This window comes from Mesorhizobium ciceri biovar biserrulae (assembly GCF_001618845.1).
GTDB lineage: Bacteria > Pseudomonadota > Alphaproteobacteria > Rhizobiales > Rhizobiaceae > Mesorhizobium > Mesorhizobium ciceri.
The window spans coordinates 3,118,628-3,135,768 of record NZ_CP015064.1 but is presented as its reverse complement, the minus strand read 5'-3'; the positions used below and the strand labels follow the sequence as shown (position 1 = coordinate 3,135,768).

15 protein-coding genes are annotated in these 17,141 nt (G+C 62.5%); 13 read left to right on the top strand and 2 right to left on the bottom strand.

Annotation, left to right across the window (positions count from 1 at the left end; translation table 11 throughout):
* Positions 1 to 13 precede the first annotated feature (13 nt).
* From A4R29_RS14550 to plsY, 8 genes are all read left to right on the top strand, one after another.
* A complete protein-coding gene (locus tag A4R29_RS14550) occupies positions 14 to 1,417 on the top strand; it encodes a pyruvate dehydrogenase complex E1 component subunit beta (RefSeq protein ID WP_063172191.1) in 1,404 nt (467 codons plus the stop codon).
* Positions 1,418 to 1,435: 18 nt separating this feature from the next.
* A complete protein-coding gene (locus A4R29_RS14545) occupies positions 1,436 to 2,848 on the top strand; it encodes a pyruvate dehydrogenase complex dihydrolipoamide acetyltransferase (protein WP_063172190.1) in 1,413 nt (470 codons plus the stop codon).
* Positions 2,849 to 2,997: 149 nt separating this feature from the next.
* Positions 2,998 to 3,633, top strand: a complete 636-nt coding sequence (locus A4R29_RS14540) for an SGNH/GDSL hydrolase family protein (protein WP_013531484.1) — start codon at positions 2,998 to 3,000, stop codon at positions 3,631 to 3,633.
* Positions 3,634 to 3,645: 12 nt separating this feature from the next.
* Positions 3,646 to 5,091: a dihydrolipoyl dehydrogenase gene (lpdA, locus tag A4R29_RS14535; RefSeq protein WP_013531485.1), complete on the top strand. Its 1,446-nt coding sequence runs from the start codon at positions 3,646 to 3,648 to the stop codon at positions 5,089 to 5,091.
* 89 nt (positions 5,092 to 5,180) lie between these two features.
* Entirely contained in the window at positions 5,181 to 5,438 is a 258-nt protein-coding gene (locus A4R29_RS14530; RefSeq protein ID WP_013531486.1) for a GlsB/YeaQ/YmgE family stress response membrane protein, read from the top strand.
* A 138-nt stretch (positions 5,439 to 5,576) separates the two neighbouring features.
* Positions 5,577 to 6,542, top strand: a complete 966-nt coding sequence (gene lipA, locus A4R29_RS14525) for a lipoyl synthase (RefSeq protein ID WP_063172189.1) — start codon at positions 5,577 to 5,579, stop codon at positions 6,540 to 6,542.
* A gap of 12 nt (positions 6,543 to 6,554) precedes the next feature.
* Entirely contained in the window at positions 6,555 to 7,010 is a 456-nt protein-coding gene (locus A4R29_RS14520) for a type II toxin-antitoxin system RatA family toxin (protein WP_013531488.1), read from the top strand.
* Positions 7,011 to 7,019: 9 nt separating this feature from the next.
* Positions 7,020 to 7,694, top strand: a complete 675-nt coding sequence (plsY, locus tag A4R29_RS14515) for a glycerol-3-phosphate 1-O-acyltransferase PlsY (protein ID WP_027163469.1) — start codon at positions 7,020 to 7,022, stop codon at positions 7,692 to 7,694.
* 45 nt (positions 7,695 to 7,739) lie between these two features.
* Here the strand turns inward: plsY and A4R29_RS14510 are convergent, their stop codons facing one another.
* Positions 7,740 to 8,222 (bottom strand): CinA family protein, encoded by a 483-nt coding sequence (locus A4R29_RS14510; protein WP_063172188.1) that lies wholly within the window; start codon positions 8,220 to 8,222, stop codon positions 7,740 to 7,742.
* Entirely contained in the window at positions 8,219 to 9,448 is a 1,230-nt protein-coding gene (locus A4R29_RS14505) for a bifunctional 2-C-methyl-D-erythritol 4-phosphate cytidylyltransferase/2-C-methyl-D-erythritol 2,4-cyclodiphosphate synthase (RefSeq protein WP_013531491.1), read from the bottom strand. Before A4R29_RS14505 ends, A4R29_RS14510 begins: the two co-directional genes overlap by 4 nt.
* Before the next feature lie 244 nt (positions 9,449 to 9,692).
* Between A4R29_RS14505 and dusB the strand changes: the two genes are divergently transcribed.
* From dusB to ntrX, 5 genes are all read left to right on the top strand, one after another.
* Complete coding sequence (gene dusB, locus A4R29_RS14500; RefSeq protein ID WP_063172187.1) at positions 9,693 to 10,721, top strand: tRNA dihydrouridine synthase DusB; 1,029 nt, start codon at positions 9,693 to 9,695, stop codon at positions 10,719 to 10,721.
* Positions 10,718 to 11,860 (top strand): two-component system sensor histidine kinase NtrB, encoded by a 1,143-nt coding sequence (locus tag A4R29_RS14495; RefSeq protein WP_027163473.1) that lies wholly within the window; start codon positions 10,718 to 10,720, stop codon positions 11,858 to 11,860. Before dusB ends, A4R29_RS14495 begins: the two co-directional genes overlap by 4 nt.
* Positions 11,857 to 13,317 carry a nitrogen regulation protein NR(I) gene (gene ntrC / locus A4R29_RS14490; protein ID WP_013531494.1) on the top strand — a complete coding sequence of 487 codons (1,461 nt, stop codon included), beginning with the start codon at positions 11,857 to 11,859 and terminating at the stop codon, positions 13,315 to 13,317. Before A4R29_RS14495 ends, ntrC begins: the two co-directional genes overlap by 4 nt.
* A gap of 129 nt (positions 13,318 to 13,446) precedes the next feature.
* Positions 13,447 to 15,732 carry a sensor histidine kinase NtrY-like gene (locus A4R29_RS14485; protein WP_024505196.1) on the top strand — a complete coding sequence of 762 codons (2,286 nt, stop codon included), beginning with the start codon at positions 13,447 to 13,449 and terminating at the stop codon, positions 15,730 to 15,732.
* Positions 15,722 to 17,083 (top strand): nitrogen assimilation response regulator NtrX, encoded by a 1,362-nt coding sequence (ntrX, locus tag A4R29_RS14480; protein WP_013531496.1) that lies wholly within the window; start codon positions 15,722 to 15,724, stop codon positions 17,081 to 17,083. Before A4R29_RS14485 ends, ntrX begins: the two co-directional genes overlap by 11 nt.
* Positions 17,084 to 17,141 lie beyond the last annotated feature (58 nt).

The following is a 17,141-nucleotide window of genomic DNA, read 5'->3' as shown; positions in this document are numbered from 1 at the left end:
GGAGGGCAAGGACATGCCGATCGAAATTCTCATGCCCGCTCTCTCGCCGACCATGGAAGAGGGCAATCTTTCCAAGTGGTTGAAGAATGAGGGCGACAAGGTCGTCGCCGGCGACGTCATCGCCGAGATCGAAACCGACAAGGCGACGATGGAAGTCGAGGCCGTCGACGAAGGCACGCTTGGCAAGATCCTGATCGCCGCCGGCACCGAAGGCGTCAAGGTCAACACACCGATTGCCGTTTTGCTGCAGGACGGCGAAAGTGCCGGCGATATCGGCAAGTCCTCGGCTCCCGCCAAGGCGGAAGCACCGGCAAAGGCAGAGGCTCCAGCCGCGGCGGAGGACAAGGCGGAGGCCGCAAAACCGGCTGCCGCGCCGGTGGCTGCTGCACCGAAGACGGAAATCGCCGCCGATCCGGACATTCCGGCCGGCACGGAGATGGTCTCGACCACGGTGCGCGAAGCGCTGCGCGATGCGATGGCCGAGGAAATGCGCCGCGACGGCGATGTCTTCGTCATGGGCGAGGAGGTCGCCGAATACCAGGGCGCCTACAAGATCACGCAAGGGCTGCTGCAGGAATTCGGGCCGCGGCGCGTCGTCGACACGCCGATCACCGAGCATGGCTTTGCCGGCGTCGGCGTCGGCGCGGCGATGGCCGGCCTGAAGCCGATCGTCGAGTTCATGACCTTCAACTTCGCCATGCAGGCGATCGACCAGATCATCAACTCCGCCGCCAAGACGCTCTACATGTCTGGCGGCCAGATGGGTGCGCCGATCGTTTTCCGTGGACCGAACGGCGCCGCCGCACGCGTCGCCGCACAGCACTCACAGTGCTATGCCGCCTGGTATAGCCACATTCCGGGCCTGAAAGTGGTGATGCCCTACACCGCCGCCGATGCCAAGGGCTTGCTGAAGGCGGCGATCCGCGATCCCAATCCGATCATCTTCCTCGAGAATGAGATCCTCTATGGCCAGTCCTTCGACGTGCCGAAGCTGGATGATTTCGTGCTGCCGATCGGCAAGGCGCGCATCCACAAGACCGGCAAGGACGTCACCATCGTCTCTTTCGGCATCGGCATGACCTATGCGGTCAAGGCGGAAGCCGAGCTGCGCGGCTTGGGCATCGATGCCGAGATCATCGACTTGCGCACGATCCGGCCGCTCGATCTCGACACCATCATCGCCTCGGTCAAGAAGACCAACCGGATGATCGTTGTCGAAGAGGGATATCCGCAGAACTCGGTCGGCGACCATATCGCCAACCAGGTGTCGCAGCGCGCCTTCGATTTCCTCGACGCGCCGGTCATCACCATCGCCGGCAAGGATGTGCCGATGCCCTATGCCGCCAACCTCGAGAAACTGGCTTTGCCGAACGTCGGCGAAGTCATCGAGGCGGTCAAAGCCGTCACATATCGCTGAACCGGGCGGGAGGACAAAATGCCAATCAACATCACCATGCCGGCCCTGTCGCCCACGATGGAAGAGGGCAATCTGTCCAAGTGGCTCGTCAAGGAAGGCGACAAGGTTTCGCCGGGCGATGTCATTGCCGAGATCGAGACCGACAAGGCGACGATGGAAGTCGAGGCTGTCGATGAGGGCACGGTCGCAAAGCTCGTCGTTCCCGCCGGCACCGAAGGCGTCAAGGTCAACGCTCTGATCGCCGTGCTCGCTGCCGAAGGTGAGGATGCAGGCGCTGCCGCGAAAAGCGGGGGCGATGCTGCTCCAGCGAAAGCCGAGGCCAAGCAGGACAAGGCGCCAATCTCCCCACCCGCGGGGGAGATGTCGACGAAGTCGACAGAGGGGGGCGCTGTCCCGCCGTCCTCTCAGCGCGAGACGCCCCCCTCTGGCCTGCCGGCCATCTCTCCCACAAGGGGGGAGATCAGCCAGTCGCCGGAAGGACGCACCTTCGCGTCGCCGCTCGCACGTCGCATAGCCAAGGAAGCCGGTGTCGATGTGTCTGCCGTGACCGGCACCGGTCCGCATGGCCGGGTGGTGAAGGCGGATGTCGACGCGGCGATTGCCGGTGGCGGCGCCCAGGCGGCGCCTGCCGCCAAGGCTCCGGCTGGGGTGCCCGCTGCTGCTGCCGCGCCGGTAAAGGCGATGTCGGACGATCAGGTGCTGAAACTGTTCGAACAGGGCTCCTACGACCTTGTCCCGCATGACAATATGCGCAAGACCATTGCGCGCCGCCTGGTCGAGGCCAAGACCACCATTCCGCATTTCTATCTGACGCTCGACTGCGAGCTCGATGCGCTGCTGGCGCTGCGCACGCAGATCAATGCGGCAGCCCCGGTGAAGAAGACCGACAAGGGTGATGCTCCGGCCTATAAGCTGTCGGTCAACGATATGGTCATCAAGGCGATGGCGATGGCGCTGAAGGCGGTGCCGGATGCCAATGCCTCGTGGACCGAAAGCGCCATGGTCAAGCACAAGCACGCCGATGTCGGCGTCGCGGTGTCGATCCCCGGCGGCCTGATCACGCCGATCATTCGGCATGCCGACGAAAAAACGCTGTCCACCATCTCCAACGAGATGAAGGATCTGGCCAGTCGCGCGCGCAGCCGCAAGCTGAAGCCGGAAGAGTATCAGGGTGGCACCACGGCGGTGTCCAATCTCGGCATGTTCGGCATCAAGGATTTTGCCGCGGTCATCAACCCGCCGCACGCGACCATCCTGGCGGTCGGCGCCGGCGAGGAGCGGGCAGTGGTCAAGAATGGCGAGATCAGAATAGCCACCGTGATGTCGGTGACGCTGTCGACCGACCACCGCGCCGTGGACGGTGCGCTGGGTGCCGAACTGCTGGTCGCCTTCAAGCGCCTGATCGAGAACCCGATGGGCATGCTGGTTTAGGGAAGCGAGAGGGCGGTGCGGATAGTCTTCACCAGCCTCTTCGCTTTCATCATTTCCGGATTCGCCACCGGACTGGCTGCTCGGAAACGGGCGGTCACAACCCATGGATGGCGGGTGAAGCATGGGTTGATCGACGCGCAGGTGGGTGCATGAAGACGGTTCTTTGTTACGGCGACTCGCTGACCTGGGGCTACAATGCCGAAGGTGGCCGCCATGCGCTGGAAGACCGCTGGCCAAGCGTGCTGCAGGCCGGCCTTGGCAGTGGCGTCGAAGTTATCGCCGAAGGCCTCAATGGCCGTACCACCGCCTTCGACGACCACCTGGCCGGTGCTGATCGCAACGGCGCCAGGCTGCTGCCAACGGTGCTGACGACGCATGCGCCGATCGACCTGATTGTCATCATGCTCGGCGCCAACGACATGAAGCCGTGGATCCACGGCAATCCCGTCGCGGCCAAGCAGGGTATCCAGCGGCTGATCGACATCGTGCGCGGTCACGACTATCCGTTCGACTGGCCGGCGCCGCAGATCCTCATCGTTTCGCCGCCTGTCGTCAGTCGCACCGAAAATGCCGAATTCAAGGAAATGTTTGCCGGCGGCGACGACGCCTCGAAGTTTTTGGCACCGCAATATGCCGCGCTCGCCGATGAGGCCGGCTGCGGCTTCTTCGACGCCGGCAGCGTGGCGCAAACCACACCTCTCGACGGTGTTCATCTTGACGCCGAAAATACGCGAAACATCGGCGAGGCGCTGACACCAGTCGTGCGCGTCATGCTGGAATTGTGAAGGAGAAAACCCGTGGCTGAGAACTATGACGTCATCATCATCGGCTCCGGTCCCGGCGGCTATGTCACCGCGGTGCGTTCCGCGCAGCTCGGCTTCAAGACGGCGATCGTCGAGCGCGAGCATCTCGGCGGCATTTGCCTTAACTGGGGCTGCATCCCGACCAAGGCGCTGCTGCGCTCGGCCGAGATTATGCACTATTCGGATCACCTGAAGGATTACGGGCTGAAGCTCGACGGCAAGGTCAGCGTGGACACATCGGCCGTCGTTGACCGCTCGCGCAAGGTGTCGCTGCGGCTCAATGGCGGCGTTGCCTTCCTGATGAAGAAGAACAAGGTCGACGTCATCTGGGGCGAGGCCAAGCTTTCGAAGGCGGGCGAGATCGTCGTGTCCAAGACGGCCAAGAAGCCGATGGAGCCACAGCCGCCGGTGCCGAAAGGCGTCAAGGGCGAGGGCACCTATACCGCCAAGCACATCATCCTGGCGACCGGCGCCCGGCCACGCGCGCTGCCCGGCATCGAGCCGGACGGAAAGCTGATCTGGACCTATTTCGAGGCCATGGTGCCGAAGGAGATGCCGAAGTCGTTGCTCGTCATGGGGTCGGGCGCCATCGGCATCGAATTCGCCTCCTTCTACCGCACAATGGGCGCCGAGGTGACGGTGGTCGAATTGCTGCCGGCGGTGATGCCGGTCGAGGACGCCGAAGTCTCGAAGTTCGCGCAGAAGCAGTTCGAGAAGCAAGGCATGAAGATCATCCTCGAAGCCAAGGTGACCAAGGTCGAGAAGGGCACGAACTCGGTCACGGCGCATGTCGAGATGAAGGACGGCAAGGTCGAGAAGATCACCGCCGACCGGATGATCTCGGCCGTCGGCGTGCAAGGCAACATCGAGGGCCTCGGGCTTGAGGCGCTTGGCGTGAAGACCGAACGCGGCTGCGTCGTCATCGATGGTTACGGCAAGACCAATGTGCCGGGCATCTACGCCATCGGCGATGTCGCCGGCCCGCCGATGCTCGCCCACAAGGCCGAACATGAGGGTGTCGTGTGCATCGAGAAGATCGCTGATTTTCCTGGCGTACATGCCACCGACAAGCTGAAGATTCCGGGCTGCACCTACTGCAATCCGCAGGTCGCCTCGGTTGGCCTGACCGAAGCCAAGGCCAAGGCCGAGGGCTGGGATATCCGGGTCGGGCGCTTCCAGTTCGCCGCCAATGGCAAGGCGATCGCGCTCGGTGAGGATCAGGGCTTCATCAAGACCATCTTCGACAAGAAGACCGGTCAATTGCTCGGCGCCCACATGGTCGGCGCCGAAGTGACCGAACTGATCCAGGGCTTCGTCGTGGCGATGAACCTGGAGACGACTGAGGAAGAGCTGATGCACACCATCTTCCCGCACCCGACGCTGTCGGAGATGATGAAGGAAAGCGTGCTCGACGCCTATGGCCGCGCGCTCAACGCGTGATAGATTGAAAGCGCTGCTACAGATGGAACCCGGCGGCAAGGTACATCGTTTGCGGATGCACTTTCATCCATCACACAAGGAGAAGGCATATGCACCTGAATGGCGTCGGCTGGATAGCAGCCATCATTATCGGCGGCCTGGCAGGCTGGTTCGCCGAAATGTTCATGAAGAGCAACACCGGCATCTTCATGAACATCGTTATGGGCATCGTCGGCGCGATCGTACTGAACGCCATTCTGCAGGCTCTCAATTTTGGCCCGTTCGGCGTCGGCTGGATTGCCTATCTGATCACCGGCTTTATCGGTGCCTGCCTGCTGATCTGGGCGGGACGCCTGGTGCGCCGCTGACATCCCTGAAGAGCTGCCATGCGAAAAAGGCTGTTGCGGCATGCGCCGCAGCGGCCTTTTTCTTTGCGCCGAAAAGTCCTAGATGACGTTATGACAACGAACGCCTGACTGGCGCTCGCCAATGAACCAGGTTTCCCGATGGTCACTGTCCTCGATACGATCGCCAACGCACCGCGCCTGCGGCATCCGGAAAAGGCGCACAAGCCTGATCAGGATGTCCTGCGCAAGCCCGACTGGATCCGCGTCAAGGCGCCGACGTCGAAGGGTTATGCCGAAACGCGCGAGATCGTGAAGTCGCACAAGCTGGTGACGGTCTGCGAAGAAGCCGGATGCCCCAACATCGGCGAGTGCTGGGAAAAGAAGCACGCCACCTTCATGATCATGGGCGAGATCTGCACCCGCGCCTGCGCCTTCTGCAACGTCGCCACGGGCATTCCAACCGCTCTTGACTCGGATGAACCGGCCCGCGTCGCGCATGCGGTCAAGCAGATGGGCCTTACCCATGTCGTCATCACCTCGGTCGACCGCGACGATCTCGCCGATGGCGGTGCGCAGCATTTCGCCGAGGTCATCCGCGCCATCCGGGCGGCGACGCCGCTGACGACGATCGAAATCCTGACGCCCGACTTCCTGCGCAAGGACGGCGCGCTGGAGATCGTCGTGGCGGCCAAACCCGACGTCTTCAACCACAATCTCGAAACCGTTCCGTCGAACTATCTGACGGTTCGTCCGGGCGCCCGCTATTTCCATTCGATCCGGCTGTTGCAGCGGGTCAAGGAGCTTGATCCGTCGATCTTCACCAAGTCCGGCATCATGGTGGGGCTGGGCGAAGAACGGAATGAAATCCTGCAGTTGATGGACGATCTGCGTTCGGCCAATGTCGACTTCATGACCATAGGCCAGTATCTGCAGCCGTCGAAGAAGCACCACCCGGTGATCCGCTTTGTTACGCCGGAGGAGTTCAAATCCTTTGAGACGATCGGCCGGACCAAGGGTTTCCTGCTGGTGGCGTCCAGCCCGCTGACGCGTTCATCGCATCACGCCGGCGACGATTTCGCCAAGCTGCGTGCGGCACGGGAAGCGATTCTCAAGAAATCAGCTTAATCAGCCGGTTTCATGCCAAAATTCGAAGCCACCCGACGCGTATCCCATACACCCGAGCAGATGTTCGCTTTGGTCGCCGATGTTGAATCCTATCCGCAATTCCTGCCGCTTTGCGAAGCGCTGACGGTTCGCTCGCGCAAGGAGCGTGACGGGCGTACCGTTCTCCTTGCCGACATGAGCATCGGCTACAAGGCGATCCGCGAAACCTTCACGACGCAGGTACTGCTGAAGCCCGATGAGAACACCATCGACGTGAAGTACATCGACGGGCCGTTTAAATATTTGAGCAATGTCTGGCGTTTCGAACCCGACGGCGCCGGTTGCGCCGTCCGCTTCTTCATCGACTACGAGTTCAAGAGCCGCATTCTGGGCGCGGTCATGGGAACCATGTTCGATCGTGCCTTCCGCATGTTCGCCGAAGCCTTTGAGAAGCGCGCCGACGTCATCTACGGTACAAAACCGTCTTGAGGCTTGCGCATGCTTTTCTGGATAGCGAGCACCGTTGGACTGGCGATCGCCTATCTCTTCGGTTCCATGCCCACGGGTTATCTGGCGGGGAAGCTGCTCAAGGGCATCGATATCCGGGAGCATGGCTCCAAATCCACCGGGGCAACGAACGTTTTGCGGGTCTTGGGAAAATGGCCTGCGTTGGTGGTGTTGCTGGTGGATGTGCTGAAAGGTGCTGCGGCGATCGTCTTTACCCGCTGGTTCTATCCCTGGTTCATCACGTTGCCGTTGGTTACGCCATCGACCCCGCTTGACCTGCAAGCTTGGGTGCCTTGGGCTGTTTGCCTGGCCGGAATTGCCGTGTTGTTGGGACATGGCCGTTCGATCTGGTTGAATTTTACAGGTGGCAAATCCGCTGCGACGGGGCTTGGCGTGTTGCTGGCTCTGTCTTGGCCGGTAGGTGTGGGGGCTGCGGCGGCTTTTGGTGCTGTGCTGGCTACGTCTCGGATAGTTTCCCTGAGTTCGATGGTAGCGGCGTTGACCGCGATCGCCCTCATCTGTGGCCTGGAGCAACCATTGGCCTATCGGTTGTTGGTGATTGCGGGCAGCATCTACGTGGTTATGCGCCATCGTGCCAACATTCAGCGGCTGCTGGCTGGGACGGAGCCACACTTGGGACAAAGCAGCCCGGAATCGAAAACGTAGCCGCAAATCCGGCTTTCGGGTCCGCCCGCCCAACGTTTTATAATTCTATCCGAGTGCTCGCAGGCCCAGTTCCAGCGCTTGCCGGACCGTTTCGCGACGGATGAAATCGCGGCCTTTGTCTGCAAAGAGTTGGTGCTCGGCGACAATCGGTCGGCCGTCCAGCGCAACCCCGAACCAGACCAGGCCGACCGGTTTTTCCGCGGAACCGCCGCCAGGCCCGGCGATCCCGGTAACCGCCAGGGTCAGCCCGGCGCGCGAACGGGTAAGCGCGCCTGTCGCCATTTCGATCGCAGTCTCGCGCGAAACCGCGCCATGCGCATCGAGCGTGGCGGCGGAAACGCCGAGCATGTCCATCTTGGCTTCGTTGGAATAGGTGATGAAGCCGCGATCGACCACGGCGGACGAGCCGGCGATGTCGGTGAGTGCCGCGATGATCATGCCGCCGGTGCAGCTTTCCGCCGTTGCCAGCATGATGCCGCGTTTCTGGCAGGCTTTAAGCAAGGCATTTGCCAGGTCGCTGTTGGTCATTCCGGCACCTCGCCGGGAAACACCACGCTGGCAGTGGCAATCGCCGCAATGCCTTCCTCGCGCCCGACGAAGCCGAGCTTCTCGTTGGTTGTCGCCTTGATTGAGATGCGATCCGCGGAAATTGCCAGCATCTGCGACAGGGCTGCCGTCATCGCCTCGCGGTGCGGGCCGACGCGCGGCGCTTCGCAGATCAACGTGATATCGGCATTGGCGATGCGGCCGCCGCGCTCGCGCACCAGCCCTGCCGCATGCTCGACGAAGATCCGCGACGCAGCGCCTTTCCACTGCGGGTCGGACGGCGGAAAATGCGTACCGATGTCGCCGGCGCCGCAGGTCGCCAGCAACGCATCGGTCAGAGCATGCAGACCGACATCGGCGTCGGAATGGCCGGACAGTTTCTTGTCGTGTGCAATGGCGACTCCACACAGTGTGACATGGTCGCCGGGCTCGAAAGCATGGACGTCGTAGCCATTGCCGGTCCGGATGTCGGGAAAGCGCACACGTTCGCCGGAAAGCCGCTGATCCGCCATGGCAATATCCCGTGCCCAGGTGAGTTTGACATTGTCCGGCGAGCCCGGAACGATCTTGACCGGAATATGCGCCCATTCGGCGATCGCGGCATCGTCGGTAAAATCCATTTTTCCCAGATGATGGGCTTTCTCGTGCGCGGCAAGGATGGGCCAGAACGGAAAGCCCTGCGGCGTTTGCGCCGCGTGAAGACCGCTGCGCGAAACGGTTTCGCCAACCACCCCGGAGGCCGACTCGCGCTTCAGCGTGTCGGCGACGGGCAAAGCGGGCAATGCGCCCTCGCGCTCGCCGATGGCGGCGATGGTGCGATCTATCAGGTCCGCATCGACAAACGGACGCACGGCATCGTGGATCAGAACCTGCCCAGGCGCGTGGTCTCTAAGGGCAAGCAGGCCGAGCCGGACGGATTCCTGCCTGGTCGCCCCGCCGATAACGGCGCTAACGCGCTCGGCGTTGGTGCCCGCCGCCTGCCGGAACAGTTCATGGTCGTCGGCATGAATGGCGACGACGATCTCGCTGGTCCGCGGGTGGGCCAGAAAAATGTCCAGCGTGTGTGCGATAACGGCAAAGCCGCCAATGTGTTGATATTGCTTCGGTCCGTTGGCCTGTCCGGCGCGCGCACCACGGCCGGCCGCGACGATTACCACCGCGACCTTGCCATCCGCACTCGAAACGTGATTTTCACTTGCGTCAGTCATTTGCAGATTGGCTTAGCGCACGATCCCGAAAAGTGTAATCGGTTTTCGGCAAAGATCGTGCGTCAAATATGAATCCCAAAGCGTCCTTTGCGCGTCCCACGGGGCGCGCGGCGCTTTGGCCACACCCAATCCCGAAGGCCAGCATTTTCCCAATTGCGCCTTAATGTGGCGTCATTCCGCGTTGCACATTGCGGCCGATATGGCTAGAGAATGTGCAACGAATGAAGATGCTTGGTTTTTGTGCATGGTTAATTTGACCAAATTGGCCGCGCCGCTTAACGTCGGCGGCGTGAGACTCCGCAATCGCGTGTTCCTCGCGCCGATGTCGGGCATTACGGACGAGCCGTTCCGGCAGCGTGCCCACGCGCATGGAGCGGGCCTGGTCGTGTCCGAAATGGTTGCCAGCGGCGAGCTCGCCAAGGGCAGGGCCGGTTTCAACCTGCGCATACGCCACTCCGGCCTGCCCGTCCATATGGTTCAGCTTGCAGGCCGCGAGGCGGTGCACATGGCCGAAGGTGCCAGAATCGCCGCCGGCGAGGGCGCCGACATTATCGACATCAACATGGGATGCCCGGCCAAGAAGGTCACTGGCGGCTACGCTGGTTCGGCATTGATGCTGGATCTCGACCACGCACTGTCGCTGATCGACGCCGTTGTCGGCGCGGTCGAGGTGCCAGTGACGGTCAAGATGCGGCTTGGCTGGGACGAAGGCGCGCTCAACGCGCCGATGCTGGCGCGCCGCGCCGAGCAGGCCGGTGTCAGCATGGTGACCGTGCACGGCCGAACGCGCTGCCAGTTCTATCAGGGCAAGGCCGACTGGCGCGCCATCGCCCGCGTCAAGGAAGCCGTGTCCATCCCGGTCGTCGCCAATGGTGACGTCTCTTCGCCGGCGGAAGCGGCCGACATTCTCGATCAATCGGGTGCCGACGCCGTGATGATTGGCCGTGCCCATTATGGCGCGCCCTGGATCGCAGGTGGCATTGCGGCCGCAGCGACAGGCGAAATGACGCCAAATATTCCACAGAACCCGACGGCGCTCGCCGACTACATCGTGGCCCACTATGAGGATATGCTGGCGCTCTACGGCGCCGAAAGCGGCCTGCGCCAGGCGCGCAAGCATCTCGGCTGGTATCTTGATCGGCATGCAGGCGGCGTCGCCGACGACAGCCGAAAGGCCGTACTGACCGCATTCGAGCCCGCGCGCGTCATTGCCTTGCTGCGCGATGTGTTTTCGCGCGATCCGCAACCTTTGACCCTGCGGAGTGCCGCATGAACGCCGCCGCCGGCCAAGGCGCTGAAATGGCGGATGCCGCCCAGATCGTGCTCAACACCATCCGCCGCCCGGTGATCATGATCAGCGAGGAAGGCTTCATTACCTTCGCCAACGCCGACGCGGAAGACTTCTTTCGTTCAAGCGCGACCATGCTCGCCCGCAACACGCTGTCAAAACTCATTCCCTTCGGCAGCCCGCTGCTGACGCTGGTCGACCAGGTGCGTGAGCGCCTGGCACCGGTCAACGAGTATCGGGTCGACGTGTCGTCGCCGCGTCTCGGCATCGAGAAGGTCGTCGATCTCTATGTCGCGCCGGTACCGGAATTTCCGGGCTCGGTGGTGGTTATGTTCCAGGAACGGTCGATGGCCGACAAGATCGACCGGCAGATGACGCATCGCGGTGCGGCGCGCTCGGTCACCGGCCTGGCGGCGATGCTTGCCCATGAGATCAAGAACCCGCTCTCCGGCATCCGCGGCGCTGCCCAGTTGCTGGAACTGTCGGCTTCCGACGAAGACCGTGCGCTGACGCGGCTGATCACCGACGAGACCGACCGCATCGTGTCGCTGGTCGATCGCATGGAGGTGTTTTCCGACGAGCGGCCGATCGACCGCTACCCCGTCAACATCCATGTCGTGCTCGACCATGTGAAGGCCATTGCCAAGAACGGTTTTGCCAAGAGAATCAAGATATTGGAGGACTATGATCCTTCGTTGCCTCCGGTGTTTGCCAACCGCGACCAGTTGATCCAGGTGTTCCTCAACCTGGTCAAGAACGCCGCCGAGGCGATCGGCAGTGACCCGCAGGGCGAGATCATGCTGTCGACCGCCTTCCGGCCAGGCATCCGTGTTTCCGTTCCGGGCACGCAGGACCGCGTGTCGCTGCCGCTGGAATTTTGCGTGCGTGACAATGGTTCCGGCGTCTCGGAAGATATCCTGCCGATCCTGTTCGACCCGTTCATCACCACCAAGCCGAACGGCTCGGGGCTGGGGCTGGCGCTGGTCGCCAAAATCGTCGGCGAACATGGCGGCATCATCGAATGCGAATCGACGCCGCGCGGGACCACATTCCGCATCCTGATGCCGGCCTGGAAAGAAGCGCCATACGGCGCCGATGAAGACGGTGAAGGAGACCGCAAATGACCGTTCGCGGCAATATTCTCGTCGCCGACGACGATGCGGCGATCCGCACTGTCCTCAACCAGGCGCTTTCGCGCGTCGGCCACGAGGTGCGCGTCACCTCCAATGCTTCGACTTTGTGGCGCTGGGTGGCGGCGGGCGAGGGCGATCTGGTCATCACCGATGTGGTGATGCCGGACGAAAACGCCTTCGACATGCTGCCGCGCATCAAGAAGGCGAGGCCGGAACTGCCGGTCATCGTCATGAGCGCCCAGAACACCTTCATGACGGCGATCCGCGCGTCTGAAACCGGCGCCTATGAGTATCTGCCCAAGCCGTTCGACCTGACCGAACTGCTCAACATCGTCAATCGGGCGCTTTCCGAGCCGCGACGGCCGAAGATCGATGCGCGGCCGGAAGAGCAGCCCGATGCAATGCCGCTGGTCGGCCGTTCGGCCGCCATGCAGGACATCTACCGCATGCTGGCGCGCATGATGCAGACCGACCTGACGGTGATGATCTCGGGCGAATCCGGCACCGGCAAGGAACTGGTGGCGCGCGCGCTGCATGAATATGGCCGCCGCCGCGGCGGCCCGTTTGTCGCCATCAACATGGCGGCGATCCCGCGCGACCTGATCGAATCGGAACTGTTCGGTCACGAGAAGGGCGCCTTCACCGGCGCGCAGAATCGCTCGACCGGACGCTTCGAGCAGGCTGAAGGCGGCACGCTGTTCCTCGATGAAATCGGCGACATGCCGATGGAAGCGCAGACGCGGCTGCTGCGCGTCCTCCAACAGGGCGAATACACGACGGTTGGCGGACGCACGCCGATCAAGACCGACGTGCGCATCGTCGCCGCCACCAACAAAGATCTGCGCACCCTGATCAACCAGGGGCTTTTTCGCGAGGATCTGTTCTATCGCCTCAACGTGGTGCCGCTCCGGCTGCCCGCGCTGCGTGAGCGCTCCGAGGATGTGCCCGACCTTGTCCGCCACTTCTTCAAGCTCGGCGAAATGGAAGGCCTGCAGACCAAGCGCATTTCGTCAGGCGGCATCGAGTTGATGAAGCGCTATCCGTGGCCGGGCAATGTGCGCGAACTGGAAAACCTGGTTCGCAGGCTCGCCGCGCTCTATTCGCAGGACGAGATTTCCGCCGAGGTCATCGAGGCCGAGCTCAAGACCGGCGAACGTCCCGTGGTGCCGGGTGGCGGCAACCTCATTCCCGACGATTTGTCGATCGGCCAGGCGGTCGAGCACTTCCTGCAACGCTATTTCGCCTCGTTTGCCGGCGATTTGCCACCTGCCGGGCTTTATCAACGCATCCTGTCCGAGGTCGAGTTTCCACTCGTCCTGGCCTCGATGACGGCAACCCGCGGCAACCAGATCAAGGCCGCGGAACTGCTTGGCTTGAACCGCAACACGCTGCGCAAGAAGATTCGCGAACTCGGCGTCAACGTCTACAAATCGTCGCGCCAGGGCTGAGCCTTGATCTGAGCCCGCGCTCTTTTCAGGGGATCGGCTCGCGAAAGATTTCCGTCTCGGTCACACTTGTTGCATAATCGCCACAATGCGTTGCATACATCCGACGCAATCATGGCACTAGACGGCGACATGGCCCCGCAGGCACCGACAACAAACCAACCGCTTTTCAGCGAACCCGGCGCTCGTGACGGGCGCCGGCTGCTTGCGCTGCCAGGCGTGATCGCGGTCGTCGGCGCGCTGATGACGGCGGCGATCTCGTTCACCATCCTCGTTGGCGCCACGCCGATCACACCGAACGAGTCGACGACGCTGGCGTTGATTGCCCTCAACGCGGCTTTCGTCCTGATTCTTATCGCGCTGGTCGGGCGTGAGGTGCACCGCATCCTGATGGCGCGCCGGCATGGCAAGGCCGCTTCGCGGCTGCATGTGCGCATTGTCGCCATGTTCGCCCTGGTTGCCGCCATTCCGGCCATCATGGTGGCCATCATCGCGTCGATCACGCTCGACATCGGCCTCGACCGCTGGTTCGAGATCCGCACCAAGACGATCGTCAATTCGTCGCTGTCGATCGCCGACGCCTATGTCCAGGAAAATGCCCGCAACCTTCAGGGTACGACACTGTCCATGGCCTATGATCTCGATGCGTCACGCACACTCTACGGCCTTGATCGTACCGGCTTTCTCGACCTGATGAACAAAGAAGCCGTGGGCCGTTCGCTGGCCCATGCGGCGCTGATCAAACCTGACGGCTCTTTCGTCATGAGCGCCAAGACCGACACGGATTTTGCCATGCCTGAGCCGCCGGAAGGCGCCGTGGCCAGCGCTGCCGACGGCAAGCCGGTGCTGATCGAACCGAAAACGCGCAACATCATGGGCGCCATCGTCAAGCTGCGCGAGATCGAAGGGCTCTATCTCTATACCATTCGCCTCGTCGATCCCGAGGTCATCAAGGCACGCCAGATCGTCAGGTCCAACACCGACGAATATCGGGGGCTGGAAGACAACCGCCGCACCTCGCAGGTGGCCTTCGCGCTGCCCTATCTTTCGCTCACCCTCATCATCATCCTGTCCGCGATCTGGACCGGCATTGCGGTCGCCGACCGTCTGGTGCGGCCCATTCGCCAGCTCATCGGCGCCGCCGACGAAGTGGCGACCGGCAATCTCGACGTCGCGGTTCCGGTCAGGCCTTCGGATGGCGATGTCGCCTCGCTCGGCGATACGTTCAACAAGATGCTTCTCGAACTGAAATCGCAGCGCAACGAGATCCTGTCGGCCAAGGACTTGATCGACGAGAGGCGACGCTTCTCCGAAGCCGTGCTTGCCGGCGTTACTGCCGGCGTCATCGGCGTCGATCCCTACGGCATCGTCACCATCGTCAACCGCTCGGCCGAAGCGATGCTGGCCATATCCGCCAGCGCAGCCCTTGGGCAGAACCTTTCCGCCGTGCTGCCGCATGTCGGCCGCGTCTTCGAAATCGGCCGCAAGTCCGGCAAACCTGTCTATCGCGAGCAGGTGACCTTCTACCGCGCCGGCGCCGAGCGGACCTTCAACGTTCAGATCACCATCGAGGCCGGCGATGACGGCTCGGAGGAAAAGTCCTATGTCGTGACGGTTGACGACATCACCGACCTGGTCCAAGCGCAGCGCTCGTCGGCCTGGGCGGATGTGGCGCGGCGTATCGCCCACGAGATCAAGAACCCGCTGACGCCGATCCAGCTCTCGGCCGAACGCATCAAGCGCCGCTATGGCAAGGTGATTACCGAGGACCGCGAGGTTTTCGACCAGTGCACCGACACCATCATCCGGCAGGTCGAGGATATCGGCCGCATGGTCGACGAATTCTCGGCTTTCGCGCGCATGCCCAAGCCCGAGATGAAGGCCATAGATCTGCGCGAATCGCTGCGCGAGGCCTCGTTCCTGGTCGAGGTCAGCCGCGCCGACATCACTTTCGAGCGGATCTTCGGCAGCGAGCCGCTGAAGGGCACGTTCGACAGCCGGCTGATGGCGCAGGCTTTCGGCAATGTGATCAAGAACGCCGCCGAGGCAATCGACGGATTGGAACAGAAGGATGGTTCGCACGGCATAATCCGGATTCAGGCCGGGCGCCAGAATGGTGTGATTCGAATCGACGTCATCGACAATGGCAAAGGCCTGCCGCGCGAGAATCGCCAACGGCTGCTCGAGCCCTACATGACCACACGCGAGAAGGGCACCGGGCTTGGCCTCGCTATCGTCAAGAAGATCGTGGAGGACCATGGTGGCAGGCTGGAACTACACGATGCTCCCGCGGACTTCCACGATGGGCGCGGCGCGATGATCAGCATCATCCTGCCGCCTGCGGCCGCAACGGCTCCGCGCGGCGAAAGCAGGGCGGAAAACGAAAGAGAAACTGAAAAGGTCGGTAATGGCGTCTGATATTCTCATCGTCGATGACGAGGAAGACATCCGTGAACTCGTCGCGGGCATACTGAGCGACGAAGGTCACGAAACCCGCACGGCATTCGATGCCGACAGCGCGCTCGCTGCTATAGCTGATCGCGCGCCGCGGCTGATTTTCCTCGACATCTGGCTGCAGGGCTCGCGTCTCGACGGGTTGGCGCTGCTCGACGAGATCAAGACGATGCATCCGACCTTGCCGGTGGTGATGATTTCCGGCCACGGCAACATCGAAACGGCGGTCTCCGCCATCCGTCGCGGCGCCTATGACTTCATCGAAAAACCGTTCAAGGCCGACAGGCTGATACTTATTGCCGAACGTGCGCTCGAGACCTCGAAATTGCGGCGCGAGGTTTCCGACCTCAAGCTGCGCAGCGGCGAAACCTTCGATCTGATCGGCATGTCGTCGGCGATGAGCCAGTTGCGTCAGACCATCGAACGCGTCGCGCCGACCAACAGCCGCGTGATGATCATCGGCCCGTCTGGCTCGGGCAAGGAACTGGCCGCGCGCGCCATCCACACGCTGTCGGCGCGCAAGGGCGCGCCTTTCGTGACGCTGAGCGCCGCCAACATCACGCCCGAGCGTATGGAGATCGAACTGTTCGGCACCGAATCGAATGGCGTCGAGCGCAAGGTCGGCGCGCTCGAGGAGGCCCATCGCGGCATCCTCTACATCGACGAGGTGGCCGACATGCCGCGCGAGACGCAGAACAAGATCCTGCGCGTGCTGGTCGAACAACAGTTCGAGCGGGTAGGGGGAACCAAGCGGGTCAAGGTCGATGTCCGCATCATCTCCTCGACCTCGCAGAACCTCGAAGCGATGATTGCCGACGGTCGTTTCCGCGAGGATCTTTACCATCGCCTGGCGGTGGTTCCGGTCATCGTCCCGGGACTGGCCGAGCGGCGAGAGGATATTCCCTACCTCGTCGACAACTTCATGAAGCAGATCGCCCGCCAGGCCGGCATCAAGCCGCGCCGTATCGGCGACGACGCGCTGGCCGTTCTGCAGGCTCACAACTGGCCAGGCAACGTTCGCCAGCTGCGCAACAATGTCGAGCGCCTGATGATCCTGGCGCGCGGCGACGACGTCGATGCGCCGATCACCGCTGATCTGTTGCCGGCCGAGATCGGCGATGTCATGCCGCGCACCCCGAATCAATCCGACCAACACATCATGGCGCTGCCGCTCCGCGAAGCGCGTGAGCAGTTCGAGAAGGATTACCTGATCGCCCAGATCAACCGGTTCGGCGGCAACATCTCGAAGACCGCCGAGTTCATCGGCATGGAGCGCTCCGCTCTGCATCGCAAGCTGAAGTCCCTGGGCGTCTGAGCGCGTCCAGCCGCCGCGCGTGGTCCAACCATTTGCCGGTTACGCCCGCGGTGGAATC